We start from the raw sequence: 13,258 nt of genomic DNA on the forward strand, positions 1-13,258 counted from the left end.
TGCCCGGCGACGGGCCCCTCGCCACCAAGTACAGTAAAGACACACACTGCACGCCAACGGTTCACGAACCGGGGGCATGCTCTCCGAGTCCTGAGGAGGACCCACAGTGGCCAAGGCCAAGTTCGAGCGGACCAAGCCGCACGTCAACATCGGAACCATCGGTCACGTCGACCACGGCAAGACCACGCTCACGGCGGCGATCACCAAGGTTCTGCACGACCAGTACCCGGACCTCAACGAGGCCCGTGACTTCGCTCAGATCGACAACGCTCCCGAGGAGCGCGAGCGCGGCATCACGATCAACATCTCGCACGTCGAGTACCAGACCGAGAAGCGCCACTACGCGCACGTCGACGCTCCTGGTCACGCTGACTACGTGAAGAACATGATCACGGGTGCGGCGCAGATGGACGGCGCGATCCTCGTGGTCGCCGCCACCGACGGTCCGATGCCCCAGACGCGTGAGCACGTGCTGCTCGCCCGCCAGGTCGGCGTCCCCTACATCGTCGTCGCGCTGAACAAGTCCGACATGGTGGACGACGAGGAGATCCTGGAGCTCGTCGAGCTCGAGGTCCGTGAGCTCCTCGGCTCGCAGGAGTTCGACGAGGACGCCCCCGTCGTGCAGGTCTCGGCGCTCAAGGCGCTCGAGGGCGACGAGAAGTGGGTCAAGTCCGTCCAGGACCTCATGGCCCAGGTCGACGAGCACGTGCCGGACCCGGTGCGCGCCACCGACCAGCCGTTCCTGATGCCGATCGAGGACGTCTTCACGATCACCGGTCGTGGCACGGTCGTCACCGGTCGTGTCGAGCGTGGCACGCTCGACCTCAACTCCGAGGTCGAGATCGTCGGCATCCGCCCGACGCAGAAGACCACGGTCACGGGTATCGAGATGTTCCGCAAGCTGCTCGACAAGGCCGAGGCTGGTGACAACACCGGTCTGCTCATCCGTGGCCTCAAGCGCGAGGACGTGGAGCGCGGCCAGGTCGTCGTGAAGCCGGGTTCGGTCACGCCGCACACCGAGTTCAAGGCGAACGCCTACATCCTGACCAAGGAAGAAGGCGGGCGTCACAACCCGTTCTACGCGAACTACCGTCCGCAGTTCTACTTCCGCACCACGGACGTCACCGGCGTCATCACGCTGCCCGAGGGCACCGAGATGGTCATGCCCGGCGACACCGTGTCGATGGCCGTCGAGCTGATCCAGCCGATCGCCATGGAGCCGGGTCTCCGTTTCGCCATCCGTGAGGGTGGTCGTACGGTCGGCGCCGGTACGGTCGAGGAGATCGTCAAGTAACTCCGGTTACCACGCGTCAGCGGGGTCGGACCTTCGGGTCCGGCCCCGCTTTCCGTTTCCCGGGAGTTCGCTCGCGTTCGGCGGACAGATCGCGGGGATCGGAGCACGATGTGGGCCAAGCGGCCGGATCGACCGGCCATCGAGCGGCCGGGTCACCTCCGGCCGGCAGGGAGGCAGCATGGCCGGCTTCGACGACATCCAGAAGAACGTCTCCGCCAAGGCGGAGGAGGTCACCGACCGCGCGAAGGCGTTCGTGGACGAGAACAAGGACAAGATCGAGGAGGCGCTGCAGAGCGACAAGGCGGAAGACGTCTCCGACAAGATCATCCACGGCCTGGCCGACGGCATCAAGAAGGTCACGGGCGGGAAGTTCGACGAGCAGATCGACAAGACCGCGCAGGACCTGGACGACAGGATCGGCAACAACGGCGAGTAGGTCCGACGCCGACGGTGAACTGGAGGCGCTGCGCGCGACGTGTGCAGCGCCTCCAGTGCCGTCTCGGGCCCGGTTCGATCGTCAGGCCGGTTCGACCGTCGTGGTGACGACCCAGCGGTGCTTGCCGATCGCGCGCTGGCGCGCGAACCCGAACCGCTCGAACGTCGAGAGCGCGCCGTGGAAGAGGAAGCCGGCCGGCACCGCCCCGGCGGGTTCCGGGTAGCCCTCTACGGTCCCGCCGCCGGCGGCGGCGATGAGGGCGAGCGCACCGCCGAGCGCCTCGGTGGCGACCCCCTGTCGGCGGTACCCGGCGCGGACGTAGGTGCAACCGATGCGCCAGGCGGGATCCGGACCGACCTGCGACCGGTCGTACACGCGACGGTTCTTGATGCGGACGACCTCGGAGACCGGCCCGTACTGGCACCAGCCGACGCACCGCTCCCCGTCGAGGACGAGCGCGGCGTGGGTGGTGCCGGCGAGGACGCGCTCGTACTTGCGCTCCCGGTTGCACGCGGCGTCCCGTGTCGGCCCCTCGTCGTGGAAGCCGATGCAGAAGCAGCCGCTCGGGAAGCCGTCGCTCGTGCGGCAGAGCTCGTCGAAGGCGTCCCACGTGGACGCGTCGAGAGGACGTACGGTGTACGACGCCATGGCGGCAGCGTAGACGCGCCGTCGGCGTTCCGGAAGCCGGCGCAGTTGTCCCCACAAGGTGGGACGCGATGTACCCCGCTCGGGGTGTTGTTGCGGTTTCCCGCGACTCGATACCGTGGAGTCGCGAGGCCGACCCGGCCTCTCGTGGTGACCCGAACACCCACGCACGCGCGCCCTGGGACCCCTGCCCGGACGGTGCCGCATCGTTGCGCTCTGCTCGGCGTCGCCCGACGACGACCCGAGAGCACACCCGATGCGTCCTGCCCTGTTCCCCGCCCGTCCGCGCGCCCTGGCGATGCTCGTCGTGACGGCGCTCCTCGCCGGACTCCTCGCGGTCCTGGCGGTCGCGCAGCCCGCGGCAGCGGACTCGGTCGTGACGGTCACCGCGAAGGCTCCCGCCACGGCCCTGAGCGGGGACCCGGTGAACGTCACGCTCACCGCGACGAACAGCACGCCGGCGTCGGGCGGGACACCGCTCTACAACCTCGGGTACTCCTACCTGCTGCCGGCCGGGGTGACCTACGTCGCCGGTTCGGCGAAGGCATCGGGCGTCGCGCTGCCGGACCCGACCACGAGCACCCCGACGGCAGGCGGCCTGCTCCTGGTCTTCTCGAACGTGTCCGACCTCGTCGCGGGTGACGAGAAGTCGATCACCTTCCAGGTCCAGCCCTCGACGACGACCTACCCGGTGGGTTCGTCGTTCGCCGGGACGGTCCAGGTCGCCGGCAGCGGGAACGCGCGGAACGTGCCGACGTTCGACCCGACGACCGGTGCCCCGGCGACCAACGCGACGAACGCCGCGACGGCGAAGTCGACCACGACCGCGATCGCGGCGATCAAGGTCACGAAGGCCGAGGCCAGCCCGGAGAACGAGCTGGTGCGCGGCGTCCACGACCACCCGACGGTCTACACGCTGACGGTGCAGAACACCTCGACCGCGCCGAGCAACGGCGTGACCGTCACGGACTACCTGCCGGCGGGCCTCGAGTTCCTGCAGTGCGGCGCGGTCGACAATACGACCTCCGGGCCGGAGTACGCGGGAGCACCCGACCTCACGGCAGCGACCGCGGCGAAGGCGTCCGGGACCCTGACGCCGGCGAACTGCCTCACGCCCCAGAGCGTCACGACCGTGAACAACGTCCCGGGCAAGGGGACGGCCGTCTTCACGAAGGTGGTCTGGAACCTCGGCCAGCTGACGAACGCGCCCGTGACGATCCAGTACCTCACCGCCGTGCCGCTGCGCGAGAACACCATGACCTTCGCCACCGGCAGCCAGACGCCCGCCGCTCCGACCACGGCCGCGCTGGCCAGCACGGCGAACCTCGACAACAACACCGGTGCGTCGACCAGGCAGAACACCGCGGACACGACGTCGAACGGTCGCGGCCAGACGAACACGGTCACCGCTGCCGGCACCTACACCGGCAAGGTCGACGGAACGGCGACGTCGGCGCAGAGCTCGACGGCGTCGATGACCGTCGAGGCGATGGACCTCGCGGTGGCGAAGTCCGTGACCACGCCCGTCGACGGGAACGTCTTCGCCGCGGGCCAGCAGGCCACGTACTCGCTCTTGATCCGCACGAGCGAGTACGAGTCGTCCGCCGGCATCACGCTGACCGACACGATCCCGGACGGACTCTGCCCGGCGTTCCCCGCCGGGACGAAGACCACCGGGACCATCCCCGCGGACTGCGACCCGAACACCGTCAGCGCGCTGAACCAGCCGATGACGAACGGGACCGTCGACCAGGTCGCCTACGACGCCGCGGCGGGCACGTTCACGATGACCTTCCACGTCGCGGACCTGGCCACCGACGGCTCGGTCACGGTCTCGTACAAAGCGCTCATGCGGGACAAGTACTCGGTCACCGGCTCGGGCGGCCCGACCGCCGCCGGCGACGACTTCACGAACACGGTCCGGATCGCGGGGACCGCGACCGGTGTCCACGGTGACACCGGCTCGACGGCGGTCGTCGACGACTCCGCGGCGACGATCGTGTCGAACTCCCCGAGCATCGCGAAGTCCGTGCTGCCGCGCGCGTCGAGCGACGGCGTGCGGAAGTCCGCCGACTGCACCGCCACGACGCGCACCGGGTACCAGACGACGACCCCCACCGCCCCGTTCCAGCTCGGCGACGTCGTCTGCTTCCGGCTGCAGGTGGACTTCCCGGCCGGTGTCCAGAGCCGCAACGCGACGATCACCGACATGCTCCCGGTCGGTACCACCGCGGCCGGTGCGACGTGGACGGAGGGCACGGACTGGACCTACGGGTCGGAGAGCTCCGTCCCCGCATCGGACGTCACGCTGAAGTCGTCGAGCGCGACCACGGCGTCGTTCGCGGTCGGTCACACGATGTCCGGCGCGAGTGGCACCTACGTCGACGGTGACGGCCAGGCGGTGCGCCTCGTCCTCTACGTCGCGGCGACCATCAGCACGCAGGGCTCGAGCAGCACGAAGGTCGACCTCGTCGACAACCTCATGAAGTTCGCGCAGCAGAACACGAAGGGCTCCGTGACGAGCCTGCGGTCCTCGGTCGGCTACACGGTCGCCGGCACCCCGACCGCGACGCTCGCGAAGGACATCGTCAAGGCAGACGGCACCACGGTGTCCAACCCCACCACCACCACCGAGGGCCAGGTGCTCAGCTACCGGCTGAACGTCGGCAACACCCCGGCCACGGGGACGACGTCGGCCATCGGCAGCGTCACCGTCTGGGACGCCCTGCCGTCGAAGGTGACCTGTGCGATGGTCACGAACATCTCCGACCAAGGCGCCTGCGGTGCGGCGCCCACCGGGGCGGCGACCAAGTTCACGGGTGTGCAGTACCTCACCTGGACGATCCCGTCGATCGCCGCGAGCACGACGAAGAGCCTGACGTACGACGTCCAGACCCCGTCGCCGGGCTACGTCGGGACCACGTTCCCCAACTACTCCTCCGTCGTCTCCTTCACGACCGCGACGGACTCCGGTGCCACGACCACGTGGATCCCGAAGCGCGGGGCCAACGCCACCGCGTCCTCCACCCCGGCGGCCGGTCAGGGCACCGCACCGCAGGCCGACGCGAACCGCTCGGTCGCGATCCCGGGTGTCACAGTGGCGAAGTCCGGGGCAGCGGTCGCCGACTCGACGCTGACGAACCTGTCCGGTGACGCGGCCGCCCCCGGTCAGACGCTCGGGTACAAGTACTCGGCGACGATCGCGGACCGCACGAGCGCCGCGAACGCGACCCTGACCGACCCGCTGCCGACGGGCGTCGGCCGGACGGCTGCCACCTCGTGGACCCTCACCTTCCCGGATGCGACGACCATCACGGTGCCGGCGAGTGCGCAGGGCACCGACGTCACCGGGACGTACGGCGGGCAGACGTTCACGCTCACCGGGACCGGCAACGCCAACGGTGCGGGCGCCGTCCTCTTCCCGGCCACGTTCGACAACACGACCGGTGCGCCGGTGAAGTTCGAGGTCGTCGTCACCGGGCTCCGCGCGACCGCGGGCGTCGGGACGTACCCGGCGTCGGACGGCACGGGCTTCACGACCGCGGCACCGAAGAACACGGCCACCTTCACCTCGAAGCCCTCCGGCGTCACGGCGTACACCGCGACCGCGTCGAAGACGGTGACCGTGCAGGCCCCGGCCGTCGCGATCGACAAGTCCGACGACCTCGGTGGCCGCACGGTCGCCGGTGGCGACACCGTCACGTGGACCCTGAGGACGACGAACACGGCCACGAGCGCGGACGCACGGTCCACCCTCGTCGGCGACTGCTTCCCGGACGCGTTGACGCTCACGTCGAGCTCGGCGGCCGAGACCACCCCGACCTCCGCGCAGCGCGCAGCGTTCGGCAGCTGCCCGACCGGCACCACGCTGCACGTGTGGAACGCGACGAGCGACGGCGTCCTCGCCGCCGGGGCCTCAGCCACCATCACGGTCGTCGCGACGGTCAAGCAGGACGCTCCCGCCGGCCAGACCTACCGGAACACCGCGCGCGTGCTGGCGTCGAGCCTGACGACCGACTACGCGACGGCGAACAGCTCGTACGTGCAGCTCGCGAGCGACACGGACGACGTCACCGTCACCGGTCCCTCCGTCACCAAGCGGCTGACGGCACCGACGTGGAACCCCGGGACGGGGGCGTCGACCGGCACCGCCAGCACGGACCCGTCGGGCACCGCTGCGCTGCAGGTCCGCCCCGGTGACGGCGCGACCTACACGATCACGACCACCATCCCGGCGAACGTCGCGCTCTACGACGCCCGGATCACGGACGTCCTGCCCGCGGGCACCGCCGCGACCGGCACGCCGACCGCGACGAGCTCCGACGACGCCGTGACCGCAACCCCCTCGGTCGACGGTGCCTCCGTCGTGGTCCGGCTGTCGGACATCCCGACCGGCATCGACCACCCGGTGACGATCACGACGTCGATCCCGGTCACGGTCGGCACCGACCAGGTCGCGGGCACGGGGCTCGCGAACACCGCCACCCTCGCGTGGAACCGCACGAGCAAGGGCGCGGCGCCGACCGACGCGTCGGTCACGTCGAACGCTGCGAACGGCAGTGTCGTCGCGCCGTCGCTCGCGATCGCGAAGACCGCGACGGTGGGCTCGCAGACGTCCACGACGATGAACGTCGAGCCGGGCCAGACGATCACCTACCGGGTGACCGTGACGAACTCGGGCTCGCCGGCGTACGGCACCCCGGTCACCGACTGCGTGCCGGACGGCATCACGGTCGACCGCGCGTCGCTCACCGCCGACGGCGCGGAGATCGCCGCCGACGCGGACTGCGGCGGCGGGCGGATCACGTGGCCGACGGCGGTCATCGGAGCCGGCGCGACGGTCACCCACACCTACACGGCGAAGCTCGCCGAGGACGCCACCCTCTCCGGCAGCCCGCTGGTGAACACGGCGTCGACCGGCGTCTACCACTCGCTCGCCTCGGGCGGGGCGGACTACGCCGCGGCGCGGGCGACCGCGAGCGTCACGCCGTCGTTCCCCCGCGTGGCCGTGACGAAGTCGAACGACACGATCGGCGGGCTGTCCTACGTGGGCGTCGCCTCGGACTTCAGCGTGACGTTCTCGAACACCGGGAGCGCTGCCGCGTCGGTGCGCGTGCAGGACGTCCTGCCGGCGAACTGGTCGTACGTGTCCGGCAGCGCGACGGTCGCACGTGACGGTGGTGCCGCGTCCGCCGTGGCCGACCCGACGCGCAGCGGCGGCGGGACGACCCTCACGTGGGCGGACCTCGGTGCGCTCGGTGCCGACCGGTCCCTCGTGCTGCACTACCGCGCCGTCCCCGGCACCGGTGCGACGACGGACCCCGGCGCCGGTACCTCGATCGTCCACACGAACCACGTGACGGCGACGGTGACGAGCGCATCGGGCGGCACCGGTTCGGCGAAGGGCTCCTTCGTCTCGTACCCGAACGGCGGTGACGACGCCACCGCGACCGCACGGATCGCGGCGGCCGACCTCGCCCTGACGAAGACCGCCACGACGTCGAAGGTCGTCGCCGGTGCCACCACCGCGAAGGCCTGGACCATCCGGGTGACCAACACGGGCCCCGACGCCGCGCACGGCACGACCGTCGTGGACGCCCCGACGGGCCTGGCCACCGGTGCGACGCTGGCCTTCACGGGCAGCGGCTGGACCTGCACGCCGGACGACGGCACGTGGTCCTGCGTCAACGGCGCCACCGTCGCGGAGGGCGACTCGTTCCCCGAGCTCGACGTCGCGCTGACGCTGCCGGCCAACGCGCCGCTCACCGCCGTCCGGAACACCGCCACGATCCACCAGGGCACGGGCCAGACCTTCGACCCGGAGAGCGGGAACGACAGCGACACCGCGAGCGTGACCCCGGTCGCGATCGCCGACCTCGCGATCACGAAGACCGGTCCCTCCGGGACGGTGCAGGCCGGCCGGACGATCTCGTGGAACCTCTCCGTCGAGAACCGCAGCGACCCGACGACCCAGAGCGTCTCGGACGCACGCGGCACGGTGACCGTCACGGACACGCTGCCCGACACGGTGACCCTCGTCGGTGCGACCTCGGACGACCCCGCGTGGACCTGCTCCACGGACGACGACACCGTGACCTGCACGCGCGACGGCCTCGCGAACGGCACCACCGCCGGCGCGATCACCGTCACCGCGACCGTGCACCCGGACGTCACCGCCTCGCAGTCGATCGTGAACACCGCGGCCGTCGCGGTCGACCCGACGCGCACGACGGACCCGACCTCGTCGAACGACGACGCGGAGGCGACCACCGGCGTGGACGACACGACCTCGCTGACGATCGCCAAGGCGTTCGGCTCGACGGCGCAGACCGCGCCGGACGCGACCGACCGCGCGGCCCTGGTCGCGGGCGAGTCCGCGGACTGGACCATCCGGGTCACCAACACCGGCACGGCCGACGCGCGCACGGTCCGGGTCTCGGACACGCTCGAGTCCGGCACGCGGCTCAGCGCCGACGGGCCGGTCGACGAGGCGACCGACACGATCACCCAGACGGACGGCGCCTGGACCTGCACCGCACCCGCCGCCGACGGGAACGACGTGACCTGTGTGCTCGACGGCACCCTGGCCGCCGGGAAGAGCACGACGTTCACCATCACGGTGACGACCCCGTCGTCGATGTCCGGCACCCTGCTGAACACGGCCGTGGTGACCGCCGACAACGCGGCACCCGCCGAGGCGCAGGGCCGCAGCGACGCCACCCAGACCGCCGGCCTGTCGGTGACGAAGACCGCGGACGTCGAGACGGTCGACGCCGGGAAGGACGTCACCTACACGATCACGGTCGCGAACCCGACCGGCCCGTCCGACCTGCCCGCCGGTGACGGCACCTCGCCGAGCGTCCGCGTCCAGGACACCCTCCCGGCCGGCGTGGAGTTCCGCGGGCTGACCGTGGCGACCCAGCAGCACTGGACGCTCGAGTCGAACGAGGACGGCGTGCTCACCCTGTCGAGCGCCGACGGGATCGCGGCGGGCGCGACCGACCCGAACACGATCGTCCTGACCGTGCACGTGCCGGCGTCCTTGCGCGGATCGTCGATCGTCAACACCGCGACCGCGGCGCCCGTCACGGCCACCGGCCCGACCGCGCACGACGAGGCGACCGTCGACGTCACCACGCACGCCGACCTGTCGATCACGAAGCAGCGCACGAGCGCCCCGAGCGCCGACGCCGGCACGACCGTCACCTACGACGTCACCGTGACGAACGACGGCCCCTCGGACGCGCAGGACGTCACGTGGACCGACACCCCGCCCGCGGGGATGACGGTCACGAAGGTCACGACGGACGACACGGCCTGGGAGCAGGGCGCGGACCCGAGGACCTGGTCGACCGACGTGGTCGCGAACGGTGCGACCACGGTGTTCCACGTGACCGCCTCGATCGCGTCCGGCACCCCGGCCGGCACGCTCCGCAACACCGCGGTCGTGTCGAGTGCGACGCCCGACACGGACCCGACGAACGACACCGCCGGTGACGACGTCACGGTGACGACGCACGCCGCGCTCCGCCTGACCAAGACCCCGGTCGAGAAGCCCGGGTCGACGACGGCCGCGAAGCGCGTCACCGCCGGCGCCGAGCAGACCTGGTTGCTCCAGGTCAGCAACGAGGGTCCGTCGGACGAGCAGCCCACCACGGTCGTCACCGACCAGCTGCCCGAGGGGCTGACGTTCACCGGTGCCTCGAGCGACGGAGCGGTGTGGACCTGCGACGGCACGACCGACCCGGCCCTGGTGACGTGCTCGCTCCCGGCGACGATCGTCGCCGGGACGGACGCCCCCGGCCTGTGGATCACCACGAAGCTCGCGTCCGGCCACACCGCCGGCACGATCGAGAACCGCGCGGTGATCACCGGCCAGGGCACCACCCCGCCGGTCGGGACGAACGACGAGCCGGTGACGAGCCCCCTCGACGTCGACGAGGTGGCGAACGTGGCCATCACGATCGGGCACGACGGCACCGCGGTGATCGGCAAGGACCTGCCGGAGACGATCCGGGTCCGGAACGTCGGCCTCTCCGACGCCGCGGCGGTCGCCGCGACCTACACGCTGCCGAAGGGCCTGACGTACGTCGGGGCCGAGGCCGACCCCGCGTGGACCGTCACGTCCGTCACGAAGAACGCCGACGGCTCGACCACGGTGTCGTTCGCCCTCGCGGGCACGCTGCCGGCGGGCTCGCTCGCTCCGGCGATCACGGTGCACCAGACGCCGACGGCCGCCGCCTACCCGGGCGTGCAGCCGAGCGCGACCGTGGCGACGAGCACGACCGAGACGACGCTCGCCGACAACGACGACTCGGACGAGCTGGCCGTCGACCCCGCGTCGAGCCTGGCGGTCACGAAGACGCACACCGGGCAGCTGGTCCGTGGGGAGACCGTCGGGTACACCATCACGGTGCGCAACGACGGCCCCACCGAGGACCCGGGTCCCGTGGTCGTCACGGACCGTCTGCCAGCCGGCCTCACCCTGGTGAGCGTGAACGACGCGAAGGCGGCGACCTGCACCACCGGGCAGACCGTCACCTGCACCCTGACGGGTCCGCTCGCCGTCGACGGGAAGGTCGCGTTCCAGGTCACGGCGAAGGTCGCGACGGACGCACCGGACCGCATCACGAACGTCGCCACGGTCGAGTCGCCGACGACGCAGGTGGTGCCGGTCGCGGGATCCGCCAGCCCGACGGACCCGATGCGCGCCAGCGACCCGGCCCCGGTGCGCGACGCACCGGAGTCGGCGAGCGAGCTCGCCTTCACGGGTGCGGCCGGACTCGGCATCGGTGCGCTGATCGCGCTCCTCGCGATGGCGGCCGGTGGCGTCCTGCTGGTGACGCGACGACGTCGCCGAGCGTGACCACCTGACGGACGGGAGGCGCGGTGCCGGCTGGCACCGTCCCTCCCGTCCGTCGCCGGGCCGGGTCACAGGCGGTGGCGAGTTGCATCGAGAGCGTGACCCGTCTCCGCCGCTCCGCGACCAACGGTCGCGGCTACCACCGCGTCCGCAGCGGGCGTGGCTTCTCCTACCGCGACCCGGACGGCACCACCGTCACCGACGCCGCGGTCCGGCAGCGTCTCGAGGACCTCGTCATCCCGCCCGCGTGGGACGACGTGTGGATCTCGCCGTACGACAACGGGCACGTGCTCGCGACCGGCGTCGACGGCGCCGGTCGGCGGCAGTACATGTACCACCCGTCCTGGCGCGAACGGATGGACCGCATCAAGTACGACCGTGCGCTGGCGCTCGCCGAATCGCTGCCGGTCGCACGACGCGGGGTCACGATGGACCTCCGGCGGCCGGAGCCCGACCGGCAGCGTGCCCTCGCGGCGGCCTTCCGGATGCTCGACCAGGGTTCCCTGCGGGTCGGGTCGGAGCGGTACGCCACCGAGCACGGCAGCCGTGGCCTGTCCACCCTGCTGTGCGCGCACGCCCACGTCTCCGGCGACGACATCGAGCTCGACTTCCCGGGCAAGAGCGGCCAAGAGTGGTCGTCGTCGATCCACGACCCGGACCTCGCGACCGTCATCGCGGGCATGAAGCGGCGCGGACCGAACGCCCGGCTGCTCTCGTTCCGTGCACGCCGCGGCGCCGAGTGGGAGCCCCTCTCCGCCGAGGACATCAACGAGTACGTGAAGGAACGTGCCGGTGACGAGTTCACCGCGAAGGACTTCCGCACCCTGCACGGCACGGTCGCCGCCGCGGTCGACCTCGCGGCGACCGGACCGCAGTCGTCCGTGGCGAAACGGAAGAAGGCGGTGTCGCACGCGGTGAAGGTCGCGAGCGAGGAACTCGGCAACACCCCGACGGTGTGCCGCCAGAGCTACATCGACCCGCGCCTGCTCGACGCCTACGACCACGGCGAGACCATCGACCCCGACCGCACGCACGCGGCCGAGTCGGAGGTCCGCGCACTGCTCTACCGACAGTGACCGGGAAGGGGCCGGGATGACGTACCGTTGGACCTCGTGCCCGAACACCCCCACCCGGGCACGGAAGGACCCCACCAGTCGTGACTGACGAGTGCATCCACGGATTCCCCACCGAACTCTGCGACATCTGCGCGCCACGGCAGCGCGAGGCCGCAGAACTCCCCACCACCCCGACCCCGCGCCGCACCCGGATCACCACCTCGCTCCGGACCGTGCCCGGCCAGGCGGCGACCCCGGCGTCCTCGCTGCGGTCCCCGGTGCCCGACCTGCCCGAGGCGCGTGACTTCGCCTCGCTCCGCGCGCACCACGTGACGCACGTGGACAACCTCGACGACATCGTGGGGTCCGGTGCGATCCTCGCGTCGGACGCCGTGACGCCGGTCGTCGACGTCGCCTCCGCCGCTGCCCGGGCCGCCCGCGCCGAGGCACACGCCCCCGACGGCTCCCCGGTCGCCGCGCACGTGCCGTTCACGCTGTCGCCCGACGCGACCCGCTGGGACGAGCTGCGCACCGGCGCCGAGGGCGAGCGGTGGTCCGACGCGGCCCGCCGGACCCGGGCGACGGAGTACATCATGCTCGTCGTGCCGGTGTCGGCCTTCGGGGCGTCGGTCATCGTCGCCGACCAGGACGCCGACGCCGAGGACGTCCGGTTCGCGGTCGGGCCCGAGGCCGCGACGAACCTCATCCGTCGCACCGACTTCACCGACCCTGAGATGCTCGGCCTCGAGCTGCTCGCCGGCCCGAGCGTGCCGTTCTCCGCCGTCGCGGTCATCGGCGTCCCCAACGACCGCGTCCGCCAGACGGTCAAGGCCGTGCTCAAGGACCACGGCGGACACGCTCCCCGGGTCGCGGTCTTCCCCCCGTGGTTCGTCCCCCCGGTCGTCGCGGAGTAGTCCCGACCGACCCCTGCGACGTGCCCTCCGGACCAGCTCCGGAGGGCACGT

6 protein-coding genes are annotated in these 13,258 nt (G+C 71.6%); 5 read left to right on the forward strand and 1 reads right to left on the reverse strand.

Annotated features, from left to right (window positions below):
* Positions 1–106: 106 nt before the first annotated feature.
* Together tuf and ACEN8D_RS12835 are read left to right on the forward strand one after the other, a co-directional pair.
* Positions 107–1,294 (forward strand): elongation factor Tu, encoded by a 1,188-nt coding sequence (gene tuf, locus ACEN8D_RS12830; RefSeq protein ID WP_070417678.1) that lies wholly within the window; start codon positions 107–109, stop codon positions 1,292–1,294.
* Between the two features lie 178 nt (positions 1,295–1,472).
* On the forward strand, positions 1,473–1,730 hold the full coding sequence (locus ACEN8D_RS12835; RefSeq protein WP_413398056.1) for a DUF6079 domain-containing protein: 258 nt from the start codon (positions 1,473–1,475) through the stop codon (positions 1,728–1,730).
* Positions 1,731–1,811: 81 nt separating this feature from the next.
* Here the strand turns inward: ACEN8D_RS12835 and ACEN8D_RS12840 are convergent, their stop codons facing one another.
* Complete coding sequence (locus ACEN8D_RS12840; RefSeq protein WP_413398055.1) at positions 1,812–2,378, reverse strand: GNAT family N-acetyltransferase; 567 nt, start codon at positions 2,376–2,378, stop codon at positions 1,812–1,814.
* A gap of 253 nt (positions 2,379–2,631) precedes the next feature.
* Here ACEN8D_RS12840 and ACEN8D_RS12845 point away from each other — a divergent pair, with 253 nt between their 5' ends.
* From ACEN8D_RS12845 to ACEN8D_RS12855, 3 genes are all read left to right on the forward strand, one after another.
* The gene (locus ACEN8D_RS12845; RefSeq protein WP_413398054.1) at positions 2,632–11,241 is read left to right on the forward strand and encodes an isopeptide-forming domain-containing fimbrial protein; all 8,610 of its coding nucleotides are present in this window, start codon (positions 2,632–2,634) and stop codon (positions 11,239–11,241) included.
* A 95-nt stretch (positions 11,242–11,336) separates the two neighbouring features.
* Complete coding sequence (locus tag ACEN8D_RS12850; RefSeq protein ID WP_071295234.1) at positions 11,337–12,314, forward strand: DNA topoisomerase IB; 978 nt, start codon at positions 11,337–11,339, stop codon at positions 12,312–12,314.
* Positions 12,315–12,394: 80 nt separating this feature from the next.
* Positions 12,395–13,207, forward strand: a complete 813-nt coding sequence (locus ACEN8D_RS12855) for a DarT ssDNA thymidine ADP-ribosyltransferase family protein (protein WP_070417683.1) — start codon at positions 12,395–12,397, stop codon at positions 13,205–13,207.
* Positions 13,208–13,258 lie beyond the last annotated feature (51 nt).

This window comes from Curtobacterium sp. Curtsp22, from assembly GCF_059492135.1.

Bases quoted from the DNA above. Each gene is read 5' to 3' on its own strand.
- ACEN8D_RS12835 (WP_413398056.1), top strand. From the start codon at position 1,473: ATGGCCGGCTTCGACGACATCCAGAAGAACGTCTCCGCCAAGGCGGAG.
- ACEN8D_RS12840 (WP_413398055.1), bottom strand. From the start codon at position 2,378: ATGGCGTCGTACACCGTACGTCCTCTCGACGCGTCCACGTGGGACGCC.
- ACEN8D_RS12845 (WP_413398054.1), top strand. From the start codon at position 2,632: ATGCGTCCTGCCCTGTTCCCCGCCCGTCCGCGCGCCCTGGCGATGCTC.